The following is a 23,386-nucleotide window of genomic DNA, read 5'->3' on the forward strand; positions in this document are numbered from 1 at the left end:
AGACCGTCAGCCCTCGGTGGGCGCGCCCCTCGACTCGCGCTCGGCCTTCTGCGCCGTGCGCAGCGTGGCCGTCGCCAGCGCGACCTCGGCTTCGGCGCGCTGCACGCGACGCTGCTCGAACGTCGTGGCGCCGAAGCGCGCATGGACGCGGTCGTGACGTTCCTCCTCCGAGGTGACGATGTACGCGCACGCGATGAGGATGACCTGGGTCGACAGGTTCAACCAGATCAGCAGCGCGAGCAGCGATGCGAATGACGCAAGCAGCGGATTGCTCGTGGCTCCGCCGACGAACAGACCGGACAGCTCCTGCAGCACGAGCAGTCCGGCGCCGCCGATGAGCGCGCCGATCCACAACGATCGTGCGGAGGCTCGGACACCGGACAGCAGACGGAACACCGCGGCGATGAGGACGGTGTCGAGCGCCAGCACGACGATCAGCGAGACGGCGCGGATGCTCCACGTGGCGACCGCGGAGTCGTCGCCGATTCCGAGCAGGCCCGCGATCCACGTGATCCCGATGCGCCCGACGAAGGTGACCGCTGCCGCCGCGACGAACAGGACTGCGACGCCGACCGCGAGCAGGAGGTTGCGGAGGAGGACCCAGATCCAGAGGATGTCGTCCTGCGCGGTGCCGGAGAGGACGCGCACGGCTGTGCGCAATGAGCCCACCGCCGCGAGCGCCGAGCCCGCGAGGGCCACCGACGAGATCGCGCCGGCGATGGACAGCGACAACGGCACGCGCAGGTCGGCGGGATCGATCACGCCTCCGTCGCCGATCAGGCCGGGCACCACCGACTGCACGGCGTCGATGATCGCTCGCCAGGCATCGGGATTCCCCGAGAGCCAGAGCGCGGCGATGGAGAAGCCGAGCAGCACGGCCGCGAACACGCTGAAGAGTGCGCGGTACGTGACGCTGTCGGCGAGCATGGCCCCTCGCCGTTCGCTGTACAGGAGGAAGGCCCGGACCGGGCGCCGCACCAGCGCCCACCGGATCGTCGCACTGCTCACGCGCTGGATCAGGCCGGGGCGCTTCGGTTCGGAGGTCGTCTTCTCGTCGCTCATCACCACTCACCCTAGGAGTCCGGCGCGCCGCGCCACAGGGGCTTGACGCCGGGCGTCACCATGACGGATGCGGAATGGGCAGTGCCCTAGAATCGGGGTCGACCTCGCCGTGCCCGAAACCGCGGCGCGCCCCATCCCACGATTGGTGTTCCGTGCTTCCTCCTGCCGACTCGCTGGCCCCGGAGTGGCTCGTCGTCCCCGAGGACGCGAACGATCTCCCGCCTGCCGTGTGGCCCGCATCCGCCGCGCGCGACCGCGACGGAGCCCTGGTGCTCGCCGGCGTCGCCGCCACCGACCTGGCGCGGACGTTCGGCACGCCTCTCCTCGTTCTCGACGAGGACGAGGTGCGGTCCCGCGCGCGGGCGTTCCGATCGGCCTTCGACGCCGCGGCGGCGGACAGCGGCACGACCGCCCAGGTGTATTACGCGGGCAAGGCCTTCCTGAGCACGACGGTCGCCCGATGGGTCGTCGACGAGGGTCTGCGTGTCGACGTGTGCACCGGCGGCGAACTCGAGGTCGCTCTGGCGGCAGGCGTCGCGCCGGCCTCCCTCGGGTTCCACGGGAACAACAAGTCGGTGCGGGAGCTCGAGCGGGCCGTCGAGGTCGGGGTCGGCTCGATCATCGTCGACAGCGCGATCGAGATCGAGCGGCTCGCGGCCATCACCGCCCGCACCGGGGCGACGCAGCGTGTGCTGGTGCGAGTGATCAGCGGCGTCCACGCAGAGACGCACGAGTTCCTCGCCACGGCTCATGAGGACCAGAAGTTCGGCTTCCCGCTGCCTGACGCCGCACAGGCGGTCGCGCGGATCAGGGAGATCCCCGGCCTCGACTTCGCCGGACTCCACTGCCACATCGGCTCCCAGATCTTCGGGGTCGCCGGGTTCCGCGAATCCGCCTCCCGCATCCTCGACCTGCATGCGGCGCTGCTCGACGGCGGCGCGGTGCCCCAGCTCAATCTCGGCGGCGGCTTCGGCATCGCCTACACGAGCGTCGACGACCCCACGCCGATCGAGACGCTCGCGGGCGAGATCGTCGCCGCGGTGGCCGAGGGCTGCGCCGCCCGAGGCATCGACGTCCCTGCGCTGTCGTTCGAGCCCGGGCGTGCGATCGTCGGCACGGCGGGAGTGACCCTCTACGAGGTCGGCACCACCAAGGACGTCGAACTGGGCTCTGGGATCGTGCGCCGGTACATCAGCGTCGACGGCGGCATGAGCGACAACGCGCGGACGGCGCTCTACGGGGCGCAGTTCTCCGCTCGCCTCGCCTCGCGGGTCGGCGACGGCGATCCGCAGCTGAGCCGAGTGGTCGGCAAGCACTGCGAGTCCGGCGACATCGTCGTGGACCACGAGTACCTCCCGGGCGATGTCGCACCCGGAGACCTGCTCGCGGTTCCGGCGACCGGCGCCTACTGCGCGTCGCTCGCGAGCAACTACAACCACGTCCCTCGACCCCCGATCGTCTCCGTCCGTGACGGCAGGGCGACGGTCATCGTCCGAGGGGAGACGGTCGCAGACCTCCTCTCGAGGGATGCCGGGATCGACGCCGCAGGATCCGCCCCGAGCGACCGGTGACCGGCGCTTCGCGCGCCACGCCGACGAGACCACCGATCCACCCTCCGAAGGAGAACCAATGACGACTGAGTACCGACGACTTCGCGTGGCGCTGCTGGGCGCCGGAGCGGTCGGCTCCCAGGTCGCGGCCCTTCTGCTGCGTCACGGCGATGAGCTCGCGGACCGCGCGGGTGCCACGCTCGAGCTGGCGGGCATCGCCGTGCGCAACCTCGACGCGCAGCGCGACGTGGACCTGCCGAGGGAGCTCTTCACCACCGATGCGGAGTCGCTGATCCTCGGATCCGACATCGTCATCGAGCTGATCGGAGGCATCGAGCCGGCGCGCACCAACATCCTGCAGGCCATCGGCTCCGGAGCCGACGTGGTCACCGCCAACAAGGCGCTCCTCGCCACGCACGGTCCCGAGCTCTTCGAAGCGGCCGACCGCGTCGGCGCATCGGTATACTACGAGGCGGCCGCAGCGGGAGCCATCCCCATCATCCGTCCGCTGCGCGACTCGCTCGCGGGCGACCGCGTCGTGCGCATCATGGGCATCGTGAACGGGACCACGAACTACATCCTCGACCGCATGGACACAGAGGGCGCCGACTTCGCCGACGTGCTCGCCGACGCCCAGCGCCTCGGATACGCCGAGGCCGACCCGACGGCGGACGTCGAGGGCTACGACGCGGCGCAGAAGGCCGCGATCCTCGCGAGCCTCGCCTTCCACACCGCGGTCCCGCTCGATGCCGTGCATCGCGAGGGCATCTCCTCGATCACCGCATCGATGATCCAGGAGGCCCGCGCGGCGGGCTTCGTCATCAAGCTGCTCGCCGTGTGCGAGCGCCTCGAGGCGAACGGCACCGAGTCGATCTCCGTGCGCGTCTACCCGGCACTCGTGCCGCAGTCCCACCCGCTCGCCTCCGTGCACGGCGCCAACAACGCCGTGTTCGTGGAGGCCGAGGCAGCCGGCTCGCTGATGTTCTACGGCGCCGGCGCGGGTGGCGTGCAGACGGCCTCCGCGGTGCTCGGCGACGTCGTCTCCGCCGCGCGCCGCCACATCGCAGGCGGCGTGGGCGTCGGCGAGTCCACGCGGGCGAACCTTCCCGTCGTCCCGATCGGCCACGTCACCACCCGCTATCAGATCACCCTCGAGGTCTCCGACGCTCCGGGCGTGCTCGCCACGGTCGCCGGCATCCTCAGCGACGGCGGAGTCTCGGTCGCGACCGTCGTGCAGACCGTCGAAGGAGAGGACGAGCCCACGGCCCGCCTCATCATCGGCACGCACCGGGCGACCGATGAGGCGCTCTCCGCCACCGTCGACGCCCTCGCCGACAGCTCCGTCGTCGAGCGCGTGGTCTCCGTGCTGCGCGTGGAAGGCGAGTGACGATGGCGCAAGGGCGAACGGTCGAGGTGACCGTACCCGCGACCAGTGCGAACCTCGGTCCCGGCTTCGACACGCTCGGCCTCGCCCTCAGCGTCTACGACGCACTGCAGGTGACCGAGCTCCCCGCGGGCCGGCTCGAGATCGAGGTCGCCGGGTCGGGCGCGGGCGAGATCCCGCGCGACGAGTCGAACCTGATCGTTCGCACGATCGCCCATGTGTACGCGGACGTCGACCGGCCGCTGCCGGGTCTGCGCATCGTCGCCGAGAACGGCGTGCCGCACGGCCGCGGGCTCGGATCCTCCGGGGCCGCCGTCACCGCCGGCATCCTCGCGGCCAAGGGACTGCTCGCGGGTGACGTGGACATCGACGACACGGACATGCTCCGGCTCGCCACAGAGATCGAGGGTCATCCCGACAACGTGGCACCCGCGCTGTTCGGCGGTCTCACGATCGCCTGGACCGGCGAGCGAGGGCCGCAGCACAAGAAGCTGCTGGTGCACCGGGGTGTCTCGCCCCTCGTGCTGGTGCCGTCGTACACGATGTCGACCTCCAAGGCGCGATCGCTGCAGCCCCCGCACGTCTCCACGGCCGATGCCGTCTTCAACGTGTCCCGCTCCGCACTGCTGATCGCCGCTCTCACCCAGAGTCCCGAGCTGCTGCTCGATGCGACCGCAGATCGGCTCCACCAGGACTATCGGGCCGAGGCCATGCCCGAGACGCAGCGCCTCGTGCAGGCGCTGCGAGCCGCCGGCTTCGCCGCCGTCGTCTCCGGAGCAGGGCCCAGTGTCCTCGTCCTCGCCGACGGTCCGGGCAGCCGCCAGGATGCCGTCGAGCTCGCCGCCGCGACGACCGACACCCCGTGGGATGCACTGCTGCTCGCGGTCGACGTCCGTGGTGGTACAGTGGGGAACCGAGCGGAGGGCTCCACGTAACTACGTGACTCTGGCCCCATTGCAACTCTGCAAGACCCGCACGTTAACCCCTGATGCACTGTTCTCTCTGAGTACCCAGTGCCCAGGCTGGCTGGCGCCGAGCGTCAGCCCGTGCGATCGCGCGCAGCACCCGTTGTGCGCGTACCGCTCATGTCTCCGAGACCAAAGAGGGAGTACTCGTGGAGAATTTCTCCGAGACCCAGAACGATCAGGCGGCACCGGCCGCCGAGGCTCCGGCGAAGGCCGTGAGCTCAGACGCCGCAGCCGCCACGACGACCGAAGCGGCACCGGCCCGCAAGCGCGCCCCGCGCCGGGCGACCACCGCGACGGCAGCGGCGAAGGCTGAGAAGCCCGCCGCCGATTCCGCCGCGGCCCCGTCGAAGGCCCCCGCGTCCGAGGCGCCTGCCACGGACGCAGCGGAGGCCCCCAAGGCCAAGGCTCCCCGTCGCTCGCGCGCGAAGAAGGCCGACGCCGAGCCGGCGGCCAGCAACGAGGAGTCCGCTGCTCCCGCAGCGAAGACGGAGGCTCCCGCAGCCAAGGCGGATGCTTCCGGCGCGGAGACCTCCGACGCCGCCGATGCTTCCGATGAGCCCAAGAAGACGGGACGCGGACGCCGCACCGTCAAGAAGCCCGTCGCCGAGGCCGAGACTCCCGCGGCCGAGAAGCCGGCAGAGCAGTCGCAGGCTCCCGAGGCCGCGCAGAACAACGACTCGTCCGACCAGTCCGCCGACGGCGACGAGCAGGGCGGTCGTGGCCGCAGCCGCAACCGCAGCCGCAACCGCGGACGCGGCCAGAACGGCAACGGTCAGTCCGATGGCCAGCAGCAGCAGCAGCAGCAGCAGCAGCAGGCCCCGCAGCAGCAGAACGCGGCTGCGGACGACGAGGGCGGCAACGGTCGCAACCGTCAGCGCAACAAGCGCCGCGGCGGAGCGCCGACCGACGAGTTCGACACCGAGATCGGCGAGGACGACGTCCTCATCCCGATCGCCGGAATCCTCGACGTCCTCGACAACTACGCCTTCGTGCGCACCACCGGCTACCTCGCCGGCCCCAGCGATGTGTACGTGTCGCTCGGACAGGTGAAGAAGTACAACCTCCGCAAGGGCGACGCGATCGTGGGCTCCATCAAGCAGCCCCGCGAGGGTGAGCAGCAGGGGCGCCAGAAGTACAACGCCCTCGTCAAGGTCGACTCCATCAACGGTCTGTCGATCGACGACGCCGCCACCCGTGTGGAGTTCGGCAAGCTCACGCCGCTCTACCCGCAGGAGCGCCTCCGTCTCGAGACGGCCCCCGAGAAGCTGACCCAGCGCATCATCGATCTGGTCGCGCCGATCGGCAAGGGCCAGCGCGGCCTCATCGTCGCACCGCCGAAGGCCGGCAAGACGATCGTCCTGCAGCAGATCGCGAACGCGATCGCGCAGAACAACCCCGAGGTCCACCTCATGGTCGTGCTCGTCGACGAGCGCCCCGAAGAGGTCACCGACATGGAGCGCACGGTCAAGGGCGAGGTCATCGCGTCGACGTTCGACCGTCCGGCCGAGGACCACACCACGGTCGCCGAGCTCGCCATCGAGCGTGCGAAGCGCCTCGTGGAGCTGGGTCGCGACGTCGTCGTCCTGCTCGACTCGATCACCCGCCTCGGCCGCGCGTACAACCTCGCGGCACCGGCATCCGGTCGCGTGCTGTCCGGCGGTGTCGACGCCTCGGCGCTGTACCCGCCCAAGCGCTTCTTCGGCGCTGCGCGCAACATCGAGAACGGCGGATCGCTCACGATCCTCGCCACGGCTCTCGTCGAGACCGGCTCCAAGATGGACGAGGTCATCTTCGAGGAGTTCAAGGGCACCGGCAACAGCGAGCTGCGTCTGTCGCGCCAGCTCGCCGACAAGCGCATATTCCCGGCGGTGGACGTCAACGCGTCCAGCACCCGCCGCGAGGAGATGCTGCTCTCGGCCGACGAGGTCAAGATCACCTGGAAGCTGCGCCGCGCGCTCGCGGGTCTCGACCAGCAGCAGGCTCTCGAAGTGGTTCTCGGCAAGCTCAAGGAGACCCACTCGAACGTGGAGTTCCTCGTGCAGATGCAGAAGGCCATCCCCGGCCTGCCCGCGGGCGGCCACGGGCACGACAGCAACATCCGCTGAGCGGAGCCGCCGTGTTCGAGTCCGTCCAGACTCTCATCGACGAGCATCGCCGGGTGCAGGAGGAGCTCTCCGACCCGGCGGTGCACGCCGACGCCGCTCGGGCGAAGCGCGTCAACCGACGCTACGCCGAGCTCTCGAGGATCGTCGCCGCGCACGAGGCGTGGGTGGCGGCGACCGACGATCTGGACGCGGCCCGCGAGCTCGCTCGCGAGGACGACGCCTTCGCGGCTGAGGTCCCCGCTCTCGAGACCGGGCTTCAGGCTGCGCAGGAGCGGCTCCGTCGACTGCTGATCCCGCGCGACCCCGACGACGCCCGTGACGTGATCATGGAGATCAAGGCGGGGGAGGGCGGCGCCGAATCCGCGCTCTTCGCCGCCGATCTGCTCCGCATGTACGTGCAGTACGCGGCGTCGAAGGGGTGGAAGACCGAGTTGCTCGAGCGCAACGAGTCGGACCTCGGCGGCTACAAGGACGTCCAGGTCGCGATCAAGGGCTCGTCCTCCGACCCGGCACAGGGCGTCTGGGCGCACCTGAAGTACGAAGGTGGCGTGCACCGCGTGCAGCGGGTTCCGGCCACGGAGTCTCAGGGACGCATCCACACCTCGACGACCGGCGTGCTGGTGTTCCCCGAGGTCGACGAGCCCGACGAGATCGAGATCAATCAGAACGATCTCAAGATCGACGTGTTCCGTTCGTCCGGCCCTGGTGGCCAGTCGGTCAACACCACCGACTCCGCGGTGCGCATCACGCATGTGCCGACCGGCATCGTCGTCTCGATGCAGAACGAGAAGTCGCAGCTGCAGAACCGCGAGGCCGCCATGCGCGTCCTGCGGGCGCGCCTGCTCGCGAAGCAGCAGGAGGAGCTGGATGCCGCGGCCTCAGACGCCCGCAGGTCCCAGATCCGCGGCATGGATCGCTCGGAGCGCATCCGCACCTACAACTTCCCGGAGAACCGGATCGCGGACCACCGCACGGGTTTCAAGGCGTACAACCTCGATCAGGTGATGGACGGCGCGCTCGAGCCGATCGTCCAGAGCGCGATCACGGCGGATGAAGAGGCACGCCTCGCCGCGGTGGGCAGCGAATCCTGACCTGACGTCGGAGCACGGGCGAGCGCTAGGCTCGGGCCGTGATCACCTTCCTGTTCCGTGCGCTCATGTACGTCGTCTCGGCGGGCCTCGGCCTCATCGCCGCCGATCTGCTGCTCGACGGCTTCCAGATCCAGTGGGACCGCTGGTGGGGGTTCGTCGTCTGCATCCTGATCTTCGCGGTCCTGCAGAGCGTCCTCGCACCGTGGGTCGGCAAGATCGCAGATCGCTATGCGCCCGTGCTGATGGGAGGGATCGGCATCGTCTCCACCCTCATCGCGCTCGTGATCGTGGTGCTGCTTCCGATCGGCGGTCTGCGCATCGTCGACGCGACCGGGTGGCTGCTGGGGGCCGTGATCGTCTGGCTCGTCACCGCACTCGGCAGCGTGCTTCTCCCGCTGATCTTCCTGAAGAAGCGGGTCGAGAAGTCTCCGCGCCGACGCTGACGTCCTGCCCGCGGGCGCGTCTCAGATCGAGTAGTCCGGGGCCGTCAGCAGCGCCCGGGTGTCCTCGCGTGCCGCGCGTGCTCGCGGTCTCGCGGGAATCCCCACCAGCACGCTGTCTGCCGGTGCGTCCTTCGTCACGACGGCGTTCGCGCCGACGACCGAGTGCGCACCGATCGTGATCGGGCCGAGGATCTTCGCGCCGGCGCCCACGGCGACGCCGTCGCCGAGCGTCGGATGCCGTTTCCCGGCGTCGCGCGTCCGGCCGCCGAGCGTGACGCCGTGGTACAGCATCACGTCGTCCCCGACCTCCGCGGTCTCGCCGATGACGACGCCCATCCCGTGGTCGATGAAGAAGCGGCGACCGATCCGGGCGCCGGGATGGATCTCCACGCCGGTGAGCCACCGCGAGATCTGCGAGGTGGCCCGCGCGAGCAGGCGGAGTCTGCGCTGCCACAGGCGGTGCGACACTCGATGCGCCCAGATCGCATGCAGCCCCGGGTACAGCAGGGCGACCTCTGCGGCGGTGCGCGCGGCGGGGTCGCGGAGTCGCGCTGCGGCGATGTCCTCGCGCATCCGGTCGATCATGCTCATCTGACGATCAGGCCTCGCGCAGATCCTCGAAGAGGGCCGTCGAGAGGTAGCGCTCACCGGTGTCGGGAAGCACGACGACGATCGTCTTGCCCGCGTTCTCTGGACGAGCGGCGACCTTCAGGGCGGCCGACACGGCCGCACCGCACGACATGCCCACGAGCAGGCCCTCCTTGGCCATCAGATCGCGGGCGACGCGCAGCGACTCGTCGAACTCGGCGGTCATCACCTCGTCGAGGACGTCTCGGTCGAGCACGGGAGGCACGAAGTTCGGTCCGATGCCCTGGATCTTGTGCGGTCCGGGGTGTCCCTCGGTGAGGACGGGGGAGTCCTTCGGTTCGACGGCGATCACCTGCACGTCGGGCTTCGCGGCCTTCAGGGCCTGACCCGTCCCGGTCACCGTGCCGCCCGTGCCGACGCCCGCGATGAAGATGTCGATGTCGCCATCCGTGTCGCGGAGGATCTCCTGCGCGGTGGTCTCGCGGTGGATCTGCGGGTTGGCCTCGTTCTCGAACTGCTTGATCCAGATGGCGCCCGGGGTCTCCTCGACGATCCGCTTGGTCTCCTCGATCGCTCCGCTCATCCCCTTCGTCGGGTCGGTGAGCACGATCTCGGCACCGAAGGCCTTGAGCAGCAGGCGGCGCTCCTTCGACATCGAGGCCGGCATCGTGAGGATGACCTTGTACCCGCGGGCGGCGCCCACCATCGCGAGGGCGATGCCGGTGTTGCCGCTCGTGGACTCGACGATGGTCCCCCCGGGCTTCAGCTCTCCCGACGCCTCGGCGGCGTTGATCATCGCGATGCCGATGCGGTCCTTGACGCTCGACGCCGGGTTGTAGAACTCGAGCTTGGCGAGCACGGTCGCCCCGAGCCCTTCCGTGACCCGGTTCAGCCGGACCAGCGGGGTGTTGCCGAACGCGGTCGTGATGTCGGAGTGGATGCCGGGCATGGTGACGCCTTCCTGTGCGAGGTGACTGCGGCTCCAGCCTAGGCGAGCGCCCCCACCGGGCGGGCCATGTGACGCGTCGACGCGCTCTACGCTGGGAGTCATGCCCGACACCTCTCTCGCGACGCTGGTGCGCGCCGCGGCCCAGCGTCTGAGCGACGCCGGCGTCACCGATCCGCTCGTCGACGCGGAGCTGCTCGCCGGTCATGTGCTGGGTGCCCGTCGCGGCGAGGTGCAGGCGGCGATCATCCGCGGCGACACCGCGTCCGACGCGCAGGCGGCCGCCCTCGACGGCCTCGTCACCCGACGCGTGACCCGCGAGCCGCTGCAGCACATCACCGGCACGGCGCCGTTCCGGCATCTCGAGCTGGCCGTGGGGCCCGGCGTCTTCGTGCCGCGGCCCGAGACGGAGACGGTCGTGCAGTTCGCGATCGACGCCCTGCTCAACGCCGGCGAACCCGCGCCGATCGGGATCGATCTGGGCACCGGAAGCGGGGCGATCGCCCTCGCCATGGCGACCGAGGTGCCGCACTCGCGGATCTTCGCGGCGGAGCTGTCACAGGACGCCTACCCCTGGGCTCTCCGCAACACCTCCCAGGCCGCCAACGTCACGCTCGTCAACGAGGACCTGGCTCACGCCTTCCGCGAGCTCGACGGAACGGCGTCCGTGGTGATTTCCAACCCCCCGTACGTCCCTGACGCCGCAGTGCCGCGGGATCCTGAGGTGCGGCTCTTCGACCCGGCGATGGCGCTGTATGGGGGAGAGGACGGACTCGACATCGTGCGCGTGCTCAGCATCCGGGCTCAGGAGCTCCTGCGATCCGGCGGACTCCTCGTCATCGAGCACGGCGAGCTCCAAGGCGAGTCCATCCGCAGCATCCTCACCCGCGACGGGTGGCGGGCCGCGGCGACCCATCGCGATCTCACGCTGCGCGATCGCGCCACCACGGCGCTGCGCCCCTGAGCGTCCTCATCACGCGTCCAGACACCGCCCGGTTAGAATCGGATCCTCATGTCCTCCATCTTCGATTGCGGCGACGAGGATCAGCTCCTCGCCGGAATGCGTCACGCGCGCCAGGCGATCCGCCGCGGCGATCTGATCGTGATGCCCACCGACACCGTGTACGGCGTCGCCGCCGACGCCTTCTCCCCGGCAGCGGTCCAGCGACTGCTCGACGCGAAGGGACGCGGACGAGACCAGCCGCCCCCCGTGCTCATCGGCACGAAGGAGACGCTCACGGCTCTCGCCGAGTCGGTGCCCGAGCCTGTGCAGAGACTCGTCGACGTCTTCTGGCCGGGCGGACTGACCATCGTCCTCCCCGCCCAGCCGTCGCTCGTGTGGGATCTGGGTGAAACCGAGGGGACCGTGGCGGTGCGCATGCCGCAGGGGCGCGTGGCCCTCGAGCTCCTCGCCGAGACGGGGCCGCTGGCCGTGTCGAGCGCGAATCTCACGGGGCAGCCCTCGGCGACATCCGCGGAAGATGCCGAGCGGATGCTCGGTGACAGCGTGTCGGTGTATCTCGCCGACGGCGCGAGCGGCCAGGGCGTCGCATCCACGATCGTCGACGCGACCTCTCTGGTCGCGCGCGGCTCCGAGCAGGTCACGGGAGGCGTGCGCATCCTTCGAGAAGGAGCCATCGGACGGGAGCGTCTCCGGGAGGTGCTCGGCGATCTGCTCGAGCCCGAGCCCGAGCCCGAGACGGAGCCCGCGTCCGAGTCGCGGTCCACGGACGCTGACGAGGATTCGTGAAGCAGTACCTCTTCACCGTCATCCTCACCGCCGCGATCACGTTCGCACTGACCTGGGCGGTCTGGCGCCTGAGCCTGCGGTACAAGCTGTACCCCGCCATCCGCGAGCGCGACGTGCACAAGACCCCGACGCCGCGCCTCGGCGGGGTCGCGATCTTCCTCGGCATCGCGGCCGCCATCGGCGTCTCCGCCGCCAACCCGTTCTTCGCGACCATGTGGACGCCTCCGCAGACGATGTGGTCGATCCTCGCCGCATCACTGCTCATCGCGATCATCGGGGTCGTCGACGATCTCTGGGATCTCGACTGGATGATCAAGCTCGGGGCGCAGTTCCTCGCCGCCGGGATCATCACGGTCGGGGGCGGGCTCCAGATCCTGTCGCTGCCGTTCGGCGATCTCATCGTCTTCTCGAGTTGGCTGAGCATCACGATCACGATGTTCGCGATCGTCATCGTCATGAACGCCGTGAACTTCATCGACGGCCTCGACGGACTGGTCGCCGGCGTATGCCTGATCGCCAACGGCGTGTTCTTCGCGTACAGCTACATCCTGACGCGCGACACCGGAGCCTCGAGCTACTTCAACCTCGCGTCGTTCCTCGCCGCGGTCCTGATCGGCGCCTGCCTCGGCTTCCTGCCGTTCAACTGGAGCCCGGCGAAGCTCTTCATGGGCGACTCCGGAGCCCTGGTGCTGGGCCTGTTGATGGCGACGTCGGCGATCGCCGTCACCGGGCAGCTGGAGCCCTCGGCGCTCGACCTCGAGCGGCTCGGGCGTTCGCAGCTTCTCGGAGCGTTCATCCCGATCCTGCTCCCGCTGCTGGTCGTCCTGCTCCCGCTCCTCGACTTCGGCCTCGCCGTGCTGCGACGCATGAATGCGGGCAAGTCCCCGTTCTCACCCGATCGCAAGCACCTGCACCACCGGATGCTGGATCTCGGTCATCGCGACCGGGATGCCGTCCTGATCTTCTACGCGTGGACCGCGATCATCTCGTTCGCCGTCCTCCTGATGTACGTGGGCGCCAGGGAGGACTGGCCGGGCCAGTACCTCCCCGGGGTCGCGTTCGGCATCGTGGGCATCGCCGCCTGCCTCGTCATCACCCTCATGCCTTCCCGTCGCAGGAGATCTGCGGCGGGTGCAGAACCCGATCCGACATCCGTGGAGTCCCCGTGAGCCCCAGCCCCGTTTCCAGCAATCCGATCCTGCGCAGGACCCTGATCTGGTCCGCTCTGTCGATGGTGATCCTCGCGGTGGTGGCCGGTACCGTCGGATTCCTCGTGGGTGGGGGAGAGGGTCTCGTCAGCGGGCTCCTGGGCGTCGTCCTCGCGATGCTGTTCCTCGGGATCACCGGTCTCAGCATCCTCATCGCCAACCGGTGGTTCGGGGATCCGCTGTACGTGCAGCTCTTCTTCGCGATCGTCCTCGGGGGCTGGCTGCTCAAGCTCGGGCTCTTCGTGGTGGTCATGATCGTGCTGAGCGGTCAGCCCTGGATCCACCCGATGGTGTTCTTCCTCTCGATCGTCGCCGGAGTCATCGTGTCGCTGGCGATCGACGTCCTCGTTCTGACGAAGATGCGCCTCCCGAACGTGAGCGACGCGTCGCTTCCCACCGAGGCGCCGGAGGATCGTGCGCCGGGCGTGCAGCTGCCGCCCGTCGTTCCCGAGGACCGCGCGCCGGGGCGGCATCACATCGTTCCCGAGAAGCCGGTCGACGAGGATCCTGCGGCTCCCGGACGGTCTTAGGGGACCCTCAGGTCTGATAGTGTTGGAGCGTGCCCGCCGCTCGCCCGCGAGCGCTTGCGCCTGAAGCACACCGACCATCGTCGCCCCGGTTCTGACCGGTGCCCCGAAGCTGGAGCCCGCGCTGTTCAATCTTGCTGCGACCCTGATGCCCCGACTCGCCTCTGACGGCGAGTTCCACGGACCTTCGATCGACGAGTTCTTCCCGGAGATCCTCTTCAACGCGTTCGGAGTCATCCCCGTTCACCGGATCCACCTGGTGCAGTTCCTCGCCGTCATCGTGGTGGTCCTGCTCCTGGTTCTCGGAACCCGTCGCATGAAGATCGTCCCCGGGCGCTTCCAGAGCGTCGTCGAGATGGGCCTGGACTTCGTCCGCAGCAACATCGCGCACGACCTCCTCGGTCGCAAGGACGGAAACCGGTTCCTGCCGATCCTCACCACGATCTTCTTCATGGTGCTGTTCATGAACATCACGGGAATCATCCCGTTCCTGAACATCGCGGGTACGAGCATCGCGGCGGTCCCGCTGACGCTCGCCCTCGTGAGCTACGTCACCTTCATCTACGCAGGCATCAAGAAGAGCCCCGTCGGCTTCTTCAAGAACGCGCTGTTCCCGGCGGGCGTGCCGTGGCCGGTCTACATCATCGTGACGCCGATCGAGTTCCTCTCGACCTTCATCATCCGTCCGGTCACGCTGATGCTCCGACTCCTGATGAACATGGTCGTCGGCCACATGCTGCTGGTGCTGTGCTTCGCAGCCACCCAGTTCTTCTTCTTCACCGCAGGTGGCGGCTGGGCCGCTCTCGGTGTCGGAACCCTCGCCTTCGGCGGCGCCTTCACTCTCTTCGAGATTCTGGTCGCCGTCCTCCAGGCATACGTCTTCACCGTCCTCACCGCGGTCTACATCCAGCTCGCGGTCGCAGAAGAGCACTGAGCGGGTCGGCAACTGCCGTCCCACCCAACGAAAGGAAAAACCCGTGGACGCTACTACGGTTCTCGCAGACATCAACGGTCACCTCGCTTCGGTCGGCTACGGCCTCGCCGCAATCGGCCCGGCCATCGGTGTGGGCATCGTCGTCGGCAAGACCATCGAGGGTGTCGCTCGTCAGCCCGAGCTGGCCGGCCGCCTCCAGGTCCTCATGTGGATCGGTATCGCCTTCACCGAGGCGCTTGCATTCGTCGGCATCGCCGTCGGATTCATCCCCTTCCCGTAATCCGAACCGACTTCTGAAGGAGACAGGATGCTGAACGCTCTTGTCACGAACCTCGCAGCAGAGGGTGAGACGCCCAACCCGCTGATCCCCGCGTGGTACGACATCATCTGGTCGGGTCTGTGGTTCCTCGTCATCCTCATCGTCGTGTGGAAGGTCGCCCTTCCGAAGTTCACGGCGATGCTCGACAAGCGGTCCGCCGCCATCGAGGGCAACATCGCCAAGGCCGACGAAGCCCAGAAGCAGGCTGAGGCCGCTCTCGAGGAGTACACCCGGCAGCTCGCCGAGGCTCGCACCGAGGCTGGTAAGATCCGTGAGGCCGCCCGCGAGGACGGCAAGAAGATCGTCGCCGAGGCCAAGGATGCCGCGTCGAGCGAAGCCGCTCGCATCACCGCGACCGCGCACACGCAGATCGAGGCCGAGCGTCAGACGGCGCTCGTCTCGCTCCGCAGCGAGGTGGGTTCGCTCGCGATCGACCTCGCCGGCGGCGTGGTCGGAGAGACGCTCTCCGACGATGCACGTGCGACCGCGGTCGTCGATCGCTTCCTCGCCGACCTCGAAGCATCCGAGAAGGCGGCTCAGTAATGGGCAGCGCGACCACTCAGGCACTCGCGGCATCCATCGAGACGCTTGCCGCAGCGACGGATGTCACCCTCGACACGGCGCAGGAGCTCTTCGCGGCTGCCCGGGCCGTGGGTGAGTCGTCTCAGCTGAGCGGCGCGCTCGCTGACCCGTCGGCTCCGGCCGAGGCTCGTCAGAACGTCGTGGCAGCGGTCTTCGGTGGGTACTCTCAGAACGCGCAGCGCGTCCTGAAGACCGTCGTCGCCGAGCGCTGGTCGAACGCCGACGAGCTCATCGACGGCATCGAGGAGCTCGCGATCCGGGCAGCTGCGATCGCGGAGCCGGCAGCGGACATCGAGGGAGAGCTCTTCGACTTCTCCCGTGTGGTCGCGGGCAATGCCGAGCTCGAGCTCGCCCTGGGCAGTCGCCTCGGGGGAGCGGACGCGAAGGTCACCCTGGTCGAGCGTCTGCTCGACTCCGGGGCCAGCGCGCCGTCGAAGCTCATCGTCTCGTCGCTTGTGCGTCAGCCTCGCGAGCGCCGCGTGCGTCAGCTGCTGAGCCGCGCGATCCGCATCGTGTCCAGCCAGCGCGACCGTGTCGTCGCGACGGTGCACAGCGCCTCGCCGCTCAGCGAGTCGCAGCGCACCCGTCTCAGCGACGCACTCTCGCGGCGTTACGACGGACGCGTCTCGCTCAACGTGGTCATCGACCCCTCCGTCGTCGGAGGTCTGCGCGTGCAGATCGCTGATGACGTCATCGACGGCAGCATCTCCGCTCGACTCGCCGATCTTCGCCAGAAGCTCGCGGGCTAACACGACTTCGCGCGGGGAACCGCGCACCCAGATACAAAGGGAAGACAATGGCAGAACTATCGATCAGCCCCGACGTCATCCGTGACGCGCTGAAGGACTTCGCCGCAGCATACGAGCCCACTGGGGCCGCGGCGACCGAGGTCGGCACCGTCATCGACGCCGCCGACGGCATCGCGCACGTCGAGGGGCTGCCCGGGGTGATGGCGAACGAGCTCGTCACCTTCGCGGACGGCACCAAGGGTCTTGCGCTCAACCTCGACGAGCACCAGATCGGTGTCGTCGTGCTCGGTGACTTCACCGGCGTCGAGGCCGGCCAGGAAGTCACCCGCACGGGTGAGGTCCTCTCCGTCCCGGTCGGCGACGGCTACCTGGGCCGCGTGGTCGACCCGCTCGGAAACCCGATCGACGGCCTCGGCTCGATCGCCACCGAGGGTGTGCGCGAGCTCGAGCTCCAGGCTCCCGGCGTCATGCAGCGCAAGTCGGTGCACGAGCCGATGCAGACCGGCATCAAGGCCATCGACGCGATGATCCCCGTGGGTCGTGGTCAGCGTCAGCTGATCATCGGCGACCGCCAGACCGGCAAGACGGCCATCGCGATCGACACGATCATCAACCAGAAGGCCAACTGGGAGTCGGGCGACGTCAACAAGCAGGTTCGCTGCATCTACGTCGCCATCGGTCAGAAGGGCTCGACGATCGCTTCGGTGAAGGGCGCGCTCGAAGAGGCCGGCGCTCTGGAGTACACCACCATCGTGGCGGCTCCCGCGTCCGACCCCGCCGGCTTCAAGTACCTCGCCCCCTACACCGGTTCGGCCATCGGCCAGCACTGGATGTACGGCGGCAAGCACGTCCTCATCATCTTCGACGACCTGTCGAAGCAGGCCGAGGCCTACCGTGCCGTGTCGCTGCTGCTGCGCCGTCCGCCGGGCCGCGAGGCCTACCCGGGCGACGTCTTCTACCTGCACTCCCGTCTGCTCGAGCGGTGCGCGAAGCTGTCCGACGAGCTCGGCGCGGGATCCATGACCGGTCTTCCGATCATCGAGACCAAGGCGAACGACGTCTCGGCGTACATCCCGACCAACGTGATCTCGATCACGGACGGCCAGATCTTCCTCCAGTCCGACCTCTTCAACGCCAACCAGCGTCCGGCGGTCGACGTGGGTATCTCGGTCTCGCGAGTCGGTGGCGACGCCCAGGTGAAGTCGATCAAGAAGGTCTCCGGAACGTTGAAGCTGGAGCTCGCGCAGTACCGCTCCCTCGAGGCGTTCGCGATGTTCGCGTCCGACCTCGACGCGGCTTCGCGTCGACAGCTCTCCCGCGGTGCGCGTCTGACCGAGCTGCTCAAGCAGCCGCAGTACTCGCCGTACCCCGTCGAGGAGCAGGTCGTCTCGATCTGGGCCGGAACCAAGGGCAAGCTCGACACCATCGAGGTCGAGGACGTCCTGCGTTTCGAGCGCGAGCTGCTCGACTACCTCCGTCGCAACACGAAGGTTCTCGACACGCTGCGTGAGACGAACGTCCTCGACGACGACACGGTGGCTGAGCTCGACAAGCACACCGACGCTTTCCTCCTGGAGTTCCGGGGTGGCAAGGGACACGCCATCGGCGCTCCCGGTCACGAGGAGCACGCTGCAGCCGAGGCTGAGGACGTCAACCAGGAGAAGATCGTCAAGGGTCGTCGCGCGTAATCGCGTGAGGAACTGATTCATGGGCGCTCAACTCAGGGTCTACAAGCAGAAGATCAGCTCTGCTCAGACGACCAAGAAGATCACGAAGGCGATGGAACTCATCGCGGCTTCGCGCATCCAGAAGGCGATGGCACGCGTCAAGGCGTCCAGCCCCTTCGCGCGGGCCGTGACGAGGGCAGTGTCGGCCGTCGCGACGCACTCGAATGTCGATCACCCGCTCACCCGTGAGCCCGAGACGATCCGCCGCTCCGCGGTCGTGATCTTCTCGTCGGACCGCGGTCTCGCCGGAGCCTTCAACTCGCAGATCCTCCGTGAGGGTCTCGAGGTCGCCGAGCTCCTGCGCGGGCAGGGCAAGGAGCCGGTGTTCTACCTCGTCGGTCGCAAGGCCGTCGGCTACTTCCAGTTCCGTCGCATCGCGGCGGCCGCGGAGTGGACCGGCGACACCGACACCCCGTCGTTCCACACGGCGGAGGAGATCTCGGCCACGCTGCTCGAGGACTTCTCGCGCGGTGCGGACGAGGGCGGCGTCGACGAGATCCACCTCGTGTACAACCGTTTCGTCAGCATGATGACGCAGACGCCGGAGTCCGTGCGCCTGCTTCCGCTGGAGATCACGGAAGCCGATGACTCGGAGGCCGGTAGCGCCGTCTACCCGCTGTACGAGTTCGAGCCGGATGCCGAGACCGTTCTCGACGCGATCCTGCCGGTGTACATCCAGAGCCGCGTCTTCAACGCTCTCCTGCAGTCGTCCGCCGCCAAGCAGGCCGCGACGCAGAAGGCGATGAAGTCGGCCAGCGACAACGCCGACAAGCTCATCACCGACTACACCCGTCTGCGCAACAACGCGCGTCAGGCGGAGATCACGCAGCAGATCGCGGAGATCGTCGGCGGCGCCGACGCGCTCTCGTCGAGCAAATAGACCATCAGGAAAGAGACGAAGAAATGACCCCCACCGCTACGGCTGACCAGCCGGCGACCGCGGTCGTCGGGCGCGTCGCGCGCGTCAACGGTCCGGTTGTCGACATCGAGTTCCCGCACGACTCGATCCCCGACATCTACAACGCTCTGAAGACCACCATCGTCATCGGCGAGGAGTCCACGGAGATCACCCTCGAGGTCGCTCAGCACCTCGGCGACGACCTGGTTCGCGCCATCGCGCTGAAGCCCACCGACGGCATCGTTCGCGGCCAGGAAGTGCGCGACACGGGCGAGGCCATCTCGGTTCCCGTCGGTGACGTCACCAAGGGCAAGGTCTTCAACGTGATCGGCGAGGTCCTGAACCTCGAGCCCGGCGAGACCATCGAGGTCACCGAGCGCTGGCCGATCCACCGCAAGGCGCCGAACTTCGACCAGCTCGAGTCGAAGACCACCATGTTCGAGACCGGTATCAAGTCGATCGACCTCCTCACGCCCTACGTGCTGGGTGGGAAGATCGGTCTGTTCGGTGGTGCCGGCGTCGGCAAGACCGTCCTGATCCAGGAGATGATCCAGCGCGTCGCGCAGGATCACGGTGGTGTGTCGGTGTTCGCCGGTGTCGGTGAGCGCACCCGTGAGGGCAACGACCTGATCCACGAGATGGAGGAGGCGGGCGTCTTCGACAAGACCGCCCTCGTCTTCGGCCAGATGGACGAGCCGCCGGGAACGCGTCTGCGCGTCGCGCTGTCGGCTCTGACGATGGCGGAGTACTTCCGTGACGTGCAGAAGCAGGACGTGCTGCTCTTCATCGACAACATCTTCCGCTTCACGCAGGCCGGTTCCGAGGTCTCCACGCTGCTGGGTCGCATGCCCTCCGCCGTGGGATACCAGCCGAACCTCGCCGACGAGATGGGCCTCCTCCAGGAGCGCATCACGTCGACGCGCGGCCACTCGATCACCTCGCTGCAGGCGATCTACGTGCCCGCCGACGACTACACCGACCCGGCTCCGGCGACCACGTTCGCCCACCTCGACGCCACCACGGAGCTCTCGCGTGAGATCGCGTCGAAGGGTCTGTACCCGGCCATCGACCCGCTGACCTCGACGTCGCGCATCATGGACCCCCGCTACTTGGGCGAGGACCACTACCGCGTCGCCACGACGGTCAAGCAGATCCTGCAGAAGAACAAGGAACTGCAGGAGATCATCGCCATCCTCGGTGTCGACGAACTCTCCGAGGAGGACAAGATCGTCGTGTCGCGTGCACGTCGCATCCAGCAGTTCCTCTCGCAGAACACCTACATGGCGAAGAAGTTCACCGGTGTCGAGGGTTCGACCGTCCCGCTCAAGGAGACCATCGAGTCGTTCGATGCGATCACCCGCGGTGACTTCGACCACGTCGCCGAGCAGGCCTTCTTCAACGTCGGTGGCATCTCTGACGTCGAAGAGCAGTGGGCGAAGATCCAGAAGGAGAACGCCTGACCATGGCGAACGGCTCCAGCTCCCTGCACGTCAGCCTGGTCTCCGCGGACGCGGAGGTCTGGACGGGCGACGCGAGCCTCGTGGTCGCCAAGACCGTCGAGGGTGAGATCGGCTTCATGGCCGGCCACGAGCCGGTCCTGGCGATCCTCGCCGAGGGCCAGGTCAGGATCACCCAGACGGACGGCACCAAGGTGCTGGCCAACGCGCAGGACGGCTTCCTCTCCATGGAAGGCGACGTCCTGACGATCGTGGCCGGCAACGCCGCACTCATCGCCTGAGCAGTTCTTCACATCGCGTCCGCCTCGGCACCTTCGGGTGTCGAGGCGGAGGCGTCTGCGTGATCGAGGTTTCATGAAGATCCTTCTTCCACCGTCCGAGACGAAGCATCCGGGGGGAAGCGGCCCGGCATTCGAGGTCGCGGCTCTGTCCCTCCCCGCACTGCGGCGTCAGAGAGATGACATGGTCGACGCGCTCGTAGACCTCGCCGCCGACGAGGAGGCTGCCCGTCGGGTGCTCAAACTGAGCGCCAGGCAGGCGGGTGAGGTCGAGCACAACCGGATGCTCCGCTCCGCGCGGACCATGCCCGCGGTCGACAGATACACGGGGGTGCTGTACGACGCCCTGGACGCGGCCTCGCTGACGGCGGCCTCTCGACGCTGGCTCGGTGAGCACGTGTGGATCCACTCGGCGCCATTCGGTCCCGTCGGCGCACTGGACGGCATCCCCCCGTACCGACTCGCTGCGGGGACATCCGTGCCGGGAATGGCATCGCTGCGCAGCCACTGGGCGACGGCGGCCACAGCAGCGATCGCGGGGGAGGAGCCCGACTTCGTGCTCGATCTGCGAAGCGAGGCATACGTGGCGCTCGGACCCGTCCCCGCGCACGTCCCGTCGGCGTACGTCCGTGTCGTGACTGAGCACGGACGTGCGCTCAACCATTTCAACAAGAAGTCCAAGGGTCTGCTGGTGCGGCGCCTCGCCGAGAGCCGCCCGCGGGTGGGGTCGCTCCGCAGCCTGCGTCGGTGGGCAGGGGGTCACGAGATCGTCCTCCGTGATGCCGAGGAACCGGGAGTGGTGGAGCTCGTCGTCGCGGAATGACCCGCGTCGCGCACGCACGGCGTTCGTCGCGTCTGTCGTTGCTCCGAATATCGGCACACCGATATGGTTGGTGACGCGGCGCGCACAGCGTCCGCTCCATCGGATCCGGAGGGGATCATGTACAACGACTATTACGACAACGGGGCGGCTATCGCCGGCATCTTCGCTGTCTTCTTGATCAGTCTGCTCTTCGCAGCGGCGTTCTATGTGATCTCGTCGATCTTCCTGATGAAGATCTTCGAGAAGGCGGGCGTCCAGGGCAAGTGGCGTGCGTGGGTTCCGGTCTACAACACGATGGTCTTCGCGAAGCTCGGTGACGTGTCCCCATGGGTCGTGCTGATCGGCATCGCCCTCTCGTTCATCCCGTACCTCAACTTCCTCACGGGTATCGCCCTCGCGGTCGTGCTGGCTCTCGCCGCTTGGCGCGTGGGACTCAAGCTCCAGAAGGACGCCGTGTGGGTCGTCCTCTTCGTCCTGCTCTCGATCGTCTGGTACGGCATCAACGCGTTCGACAAGTCGCGGTGGAACCCGAACATCGCACCCGCGCCGTGGGCCGGCAACGGCTTCCTCGCCGACACGACGGTCTGGCAGGGTGTGCCGGTTCAGCCGAGTGCCGCCGCCGCACCGGGCTACGGTGCGCCCCAGGGCTACGGAGCACCGCAGGGCTACGCGCCCCCGGCGCCTCAGGGCTATGCTCCTCCGGCCCAGCCCGGCTATGCTCCTCCGGCGCAGCCCGGCTACACGCCGCCCGCCGCTGCTCCCGGTCAGCCTCCGGCGGCACCCCAGGTTCCGCCGCCTGCGCCGTCGGTACCGCCCGCAGCACCGCAGGTCCCGCCGGCACCGCCCACGGCACCTCCGGCAGCGCCGCCCGCTCCGCCGACCGACCCGAACCAGCCGCCGGCCTGATCGTCGAACCACAGAACCCCCGACTCCGGTCGGGGGTTCTGTGCGTGTACCGTCCTGGACGAGTGCACGGTGGGCGCGCTGCGAGGCGATAGCGTGGACGTATGGTTCGTGTCATCGCGGGATCGACGTATCCGCCCTCTCGCATGGCGCGAAGTGGCGATATGTCGGGAGCAGGGTCCACTACGATGTGTGAGTACTGTGAGACCCCCCGACTCACGGTCGATTCGGAGGCGACGAGTGTCTGACACGACGACGAAGACGCACAGCGTCACGGTTGCGCAGCGCCCGCTGGTGCTGTCGTGGGCAGGTGTGACCGATGTCGGCCGTCGCCGCGAGACAAATCAGGACGCGTTCTTCGCCGAGTACCCGCTGTTCATCGTCGCGGACGGGATGGGCGGGCACGCCGGCGGCGAGATCGCCAGCCGGAGCACCGTCACGCGCCTCGAGGCCATCGTCGCGGACGGAACGGTCGAGCGCGGATCGATCGAGGGGGCGCTGGCGCTGGCGGTCGGCGACATCGCCGATCACCCCGAGACGACCGACGAAGGAACGGGCACGACGCTCACCGGTGTCTTCCTGGAGTTCGGCGACGGCGACCCGCACTGGGTCGCTCTCAATATCGGCGACTCCCGCGTCTATCTGCTGCGTGACGACCGACTGGTGCAGGTGACGACCGACCACTCCGTCGTGCAGGAACTCATCGCGTCCGGCAAGATCAGCCCCGAAGAGGCCGAGGGGCATCCGTACAGCAACGTGATCACGCGCGCGGTCGGCGCGAGCGAGCTGACGGCGCCCGACTACGTCTCACTCGACGTGCGCGCGGGCGACCGTTTCGTCATCTGCTCCGATGGCCTCACCAAGGAGCTCACGGATTACGGGATCCAGCACTTCCTCCGTGAGAACGCCGACCCCGGCGCAGCGGTGGATGCGATGCTCGCGGCGGCTCTGGAGAACGGTGGCCGCGACAACGTGACGCTCGTGGTCGTCCAGGTGACCGACGAATCCTCCTCCACAAACGAGCCCGCCGCCGAATAGCAGCCTCACGCCTGTGAGGAGCAGCCTGCGGCACCGCGACGTGGGGTCGACTGGTC

The 23,386-nt window shown here is 68.3% G+C and carries 24 protein-coding genes; 21 read left to right on the top strand and 3 right to left on the bottom strand.

Annotated features, from left to right (window positions below):
- Positions 1-6: 6 nt before the first annotated feature.
- The gene (locus BN2660_RS12040) at positions 7-1,062 is read right to left on the bottom strand and encodes a YihY/virulence factor BrkB family protein (RefSeq protein WP_091232199.1); all 1,056 of its coding nucleotides are present in this window, start codon (positions 1,060-1,062) and stop codon (positions 7-9) included.
- Positions 1,063-1,214: 152 nt separating this feature from the next.
- Between BN2660_RS12040 and lysA the strand changes: the two genes are divergently transcribed.
- The 6 genes from lysA (at position 1,215) to BN2660_RS12070 (ending at position 8,603) form a co-directional block, all read left to right on the top strand.
- On the top strand, positions 1,215-2,633 hold the full coding sequence (lysA, locus tag BN2660_RS12045) for a diaminopimelate decarboxylase (RefSeq protein ID WP_176697182.1): 1,419 nt from the start codon (positions 1,215-1,217) through the stop codon (positions 2,631-2,633).
- A 58-nt stretch (positions 2,634-2,691) separates the two neighbouring features.
- Entirely contained in the window at positions 2,692-3,999 is a 1,308-nt protein-coding gene (locus tag BN2660_RS12050; protein WP_091232204.1) for a homoserine dehydrogenase, read from the top strand.
- A gap of 2 nt (positions 4,000-4,001) precedes the next feature.
- The gene (gene thrB, locus BN2660_RS12055) at positions 4,002-4,931 is read left to right on the top strand and encodes a homoserine kinase (RefSeq protein ID WP_091232206.1); all 930 of its coding nucleotides are present in this window, start codon (positions 4,002-4,004) and stop codon (positions 4,929-4,931) included.
- Positions 4,932-5,110: 179 nt separating this feature from the next.
- Positions 5,111-7,069, top strand: coding sequence for a transcription termination factor Rho (gene rho / locus BN2660_RS12060; RefSeq protein WP_218054115.1), 1,959 nt, complete (start codon positions 5,111-5,113; stop codon positions 7,067-7,069).
- A gap of 11 nt (positions 7,070-7,080) precedes the next feature.
- Complete coding sequence (prfA, locus tag BN2660_RS12065; RefSeq protein ID WP_091232213.1) at positions 7,081-8,160, top strand: peptide chain release factor 1; 1,080 nt, start codon at positions 7,081-7,083, stop codon at positions 8,158-8,160.
- A gap of 38 nt (positions 8,161-8,198) precedes the next feature.
- A complete protein-coding gene (locus BN2660_RS12070; RefSeq protein ID WP_091232219.1) occupies positions 8,199-8,603 on the top strand; it encodes a phage holin family protein in 405 nt (134 codons plus the stop codon).
- A gap of 21 nt (positions 8,604-8,624) precedes the next feature.
- Here the strand turns inward: BN2660_RS12070 and epsC are convergent, their stop codons facing one another.
- Entirely contained in the window at positions 8,625-9,194 is a 570-nt protein-coding gene (gene epsC / locus BN2660_RS12075) for a serine O-acetyltransferase EpsC (protein ID WP_091232222.1), read from the bottom strand.
- Between the two features lie 7 nt (positions 9,195-9,201).
- Positions 9,202-10,140 carry a cysteine synthase A gene (cysK, locus tag BN2660_RS12080; RefSeq protein ID WP_091232226.1) on the bottom strand — a complete coding sequence of 313 codons (939 nt, stop codon included), beginning with the start codon at positions 10,138-10,140 and terminating at the stop codon, positions 9,202-9,204.
- A gap of 100 nt (positions 10,141-10,240) precedes the next feature.
- Between cysK and prmC the strand changes: the two genes are divergently transcribed.
- The 15 genes from prmC to BN2660_RS12155 all read left to right on the top strand — a co-directional run bounded on the left by prmC (position 10,241) and on the right by BN2660_RS12155 (position 23,330).
- On the top strand, positions 10,241-11,101 hold the full coding sequence (gene prmC / locus BN2660_RS12085) for a peptide chain release factor N(5)-glutamine methyltransferase (protein WP_091232229.1): 861 nt from the start codon (positions 10,241-10,243) through the stop codon (positions 11,099-11,101).
- 48 nt (positions 11,102-11,149) lie between these two features.
- Complete coding sequence (locus tag BN2660_RS12090; protein WP_091232233.1) at positions 11,150-11,887, top strand: L-threonylcarbamoyladenylate synthase; 738 nt, start codon at positions 11,150-11,152, stop codon at positions 11,885-11,887.
- Complete coding sequence (locus tag BN2660_RS12095; RefSeq protein WP_091232236.1) at positions 11,884-13,056, top strand: MraY family glycosyltransferase; 1,173 nt, start codon at positions 11,884-11,886, stop codon at positions 13,054-13,056. The genes BN2660_RS12090 and BN2660_RS12095 overlap by 4 nt, the downstream gene beginning before the upstream one ends.
- Positions 13,053-13,625 carry a Cg1360 family ATP-synthase-associated protein gene (locus BN2660_RS12100; RefSeq protein WP_091232240.1) on the top strand — a complete coding sequence of 191 codons (573 nt, stop codon included), beginning with the start codon at positions 13,053-13,055 and terminating at the stop codon, positions 13,623-13,625. Before BN2660_RS12095 ends, BN2660_RS12100 begins: the two co-directional genes overlap by 4 nt.
- A 145-nt stretch (positions 13,626-13,770) precedes the next feature.
- Positions 13,771-14,556 carry a F0F1 ATP synthase subunit A gene (atpB, locus tag BN2660_RS12105; RefSeq protein ID WP_091232243.1) on the top strand — a complete coding sequence of 262 codons (786 nt, stop codon included), beginning with the start codon at positions 13,771-13,773 and terminating at the stop codon, positions 14,554-14,556.
- A gap of 43 nt (positions 14,557-14,599) precedes the next feature.
- Positions 14,600-14,836 carry an ATP synthase F0 subunit C gene (gene atpE, locus BN2660_RS12110; RefSeq protein ID WP_042541851.1) on the top strand — a complete coding sequence of 79 codons (237 nt, stop codon included), beginning with the start codon at positions 14,600-14,602 and terminating at the stop codon, positions 14,834-14,836.
- A 27-nt stretch (positions 14,837-14,863) separates the two neighbouring features.
- A complete protein-coding gene (locus BN2660_RS12115; RefSeq protein WP_091232246.1) occupies positions 14,864-15,418 on the top strand; it encodes a F0F1 ATP synthase subunit B in 555 nt (184 codons plus the stop codon).
- Positions 15,418-16,206, top strand: coding sequence for a F0F1 ATP synthase subunit delta (locus BN2660_RS12120; RefSeq protein WP_091232250.1), 789 nt, complete (start codon positions 15,418-15,420; stop codon positions 16,204-16,206). The genes BN2660_RS12115 and BN2660_RS12120 overlap by 1 nt, the downstream gene beginning before the upstream one ends.
- 47 nt (positions 16,207-16,253) lie before the next feature.
- On the top strand, positions 16,254-17,894 hold the full coding sequence (gene atpA, locus BN2660_RS12125; RefSeq protein ID WP_091232254.1) for a F0F1 ATP synthase subunit alpha: 1,641 nt from the start codon (positions 16,254-16,256) through the stop codon (positions 17,892-17,894).
- A gap of 19 nt (positions 17,895-17,913) precedes the next feature.
- A complete protein-coding gene (locus BN2660_RS12130) occupies positions 17,914-18,813 on the top strand; it encodes a F0F1 ATP synthase subunit gamma (RefSeq protein ID WP_091232257.1) in 900 nt (299 codons plus the stop codon).
- Between the two features lie 23 nt (positions 18,814-18,836).
- Positions 18,837-20,291 (top strand): F0F1 ATP synthase subunit beta, encoded by a 1,455-nt coding sequence (gene atpD, locus BN2660_RS12135; protein ID WP_091232261.1) that lies wholly within the window; start codon positions 18,837-18,839, stop codon positions 20,289-20,291.
- Between the two features lie 2 nt (positions 20,292-20,293).
- On the top strand, positions 20,294-20,569 hold the full coding sequence (locus tag BN2660_RS12140; RefSeq protein WP_091232263.1) for a F0F1 ATP synthase subunit epsilon: 276 nt from the start codon (positions 20,294-20,296) through the stop codon (positions 20,567-20,569).
- Between the two features lie 73 nt (positions 20,570-20,642).
- On the top strand, positions 20,643-21,389 hold the full coding sequence (locus BN2660_RS12145) for a YaaA family protein (protein WP_091232266.1): 747 nt from the start codon (positions 20,643-20,645) through the stop codon (positions 21,387-21,389).
- 117 nt (positions 21,390-21,506) lie between these two features.
- Complete coding sequence (locus BN2660_RS12150) at positions 21,507-22,295, top strand: DUF5684 domain-containing protein (RefSeq protein ID WP_218054116.1); 789 nt, start codon at positions 21,507-21,509, stop codon at positions 22,293-22,295.
- A gap of 237 nt (positions 22,296-22,532) precedes the next feature.
- On the top strand, positions 22,533-23,330 hold the full coding sequence (locus tag BN2660_RS12155; RefSeq protein WP_091232269.1) for a PP2C family protein-serine/threonine phosphatase: 798 nt from the start codon (positions 22,533-22,535) through the stop codon (positions 23,328-23,330).
- The last annotated feature ends 56 nt before the right edge of the window (positions 23,331-23,386 follow it).

It is taken from the genome of Microbacterium sp. 3J1 (assembly GCF_001049495.1).
Lineage (GTDB): Bacteria > Actinomycetota > Actinomycetes > Actinomycetales > Microbacteriaceae > Microbacterium.

What these genes read in the sequence shown, in the direction of transcription:
- BN2660_RS12040 (WP_091232199.1), bottom strand. Translation starts at nt 1,062, where the DNA reads ATGAGCGACGAGAAGACGACCTCCGAACCGAAGCGCCCCGGCCTGATC.
- BN2660_RS12050 (WP_091232204.1), top strand. Translation starts at nt 2,692, where the DNA reads ATGACGACTGAGTACCGACGACTTCGCGTGGCGCTGCTGGGCGCCGGA.
- thrB (WP_091232206.1), top strand. Translation starts at nt 4,002, where the DNA reads ATGGCGCAAGGGCGAACGGTCGAGGTGACCGTACCCGCGACCAGTGCG.
- epsC (WP_091232222.1), bottom strand. Translation starts at nt 9,194, where the DNA reads ATGAGCATGATCGACCGGATGCGCGAGGACATCGCCGCAGCGCGACTC.
- cysK (WP_091232226.1), bottom strand. Translation starts at nt 10,140, where the DNA reads ATGCCCGGCATCCACTCCGACATCACGACCGCGTTCGGCAACACCCCG.
- prmC (WP_091232229.1), top strand. Translation starts at nt 10,241, where the DNA reads ATGCCCGACACCTCTCTCGCGACGCTGGTGCGCGCCGCGGCCCAGCGT.
- BN2660_RS12090 (WP_091232233.1), top strand. Translation starts at nt 11,150, where the DNA reads ATGTCCTCCATCTTCGATTGCGGCGACGAGGATCAGCTCCTCGCCGGA.
- atpB (WP_091232243.1), top strand. Translation starts at nt 13,771, where the DNA reads ATGCCCCGACTCGCCTCTGACGGCGAGTTCCACGGACCTTCGATCGAC.
- BN2660_RS12115 (WP_091232246.1), top strand. Translation starts at nt 14,864, where the DNA reads ATGCTGAACGCTCTTGTCACGAACCTCGCAGCAGAGGGTGAGACGCCC.
- BN2660_RS12120 (WP_091232250.1), top strand. Translation starts at nt 15,418, where the DNA reads ATGGGCAGCGCGACCACTCAGGCACTCGCGGCATCCATCGAGACGCTT.
- atpA (WP_091232254.1), top strand. Translation starts at nt 16,254, where the DNA reads ATGGCAGAACTATCGATCAGCCCCGACGTCATCCGTGACGCGCTGAAG.
- BN2660_RS12130 (WP_091232257.1), top strand. Translation starts at nt 17,914, where the DNA reads ATGGGCGCTCAACTCAGGGTCTACAAGCAGAAGATCAGCTCTGCTCAG.
- atpD (WP_091232261.1), top strand. Translation starts at nt 18,837, where the DNA reads ATGACCCCCACCGCTACGGCTGACCAGCCGGCGACCGCGGTCGTCGGG.
- BN2660_RS12140 (WP_091232263.1), top strand. Translation starts at nt 20,294, where the DNA reads ATGGCGAACGGCTCCAGCTCCCTGCACGTCAGCCTGGTCTCCGCGGAC.
- BN2660_RS12145 (WP_091232266.1), top strand. Translation starts at nt 20,643, where the DNA reads ATGAAGATCCTTCTTCCACCGTCCGAGACGAAGCATCCGGGGGGAAGC.
- BN2660_RS12150 (WP_218054116.1), top strand. Translation starts at nt 21,507, where the DNA reads ATGTACAACGACTATTACGACAACGGGGCGGCTATCGCCGGCATCTTC.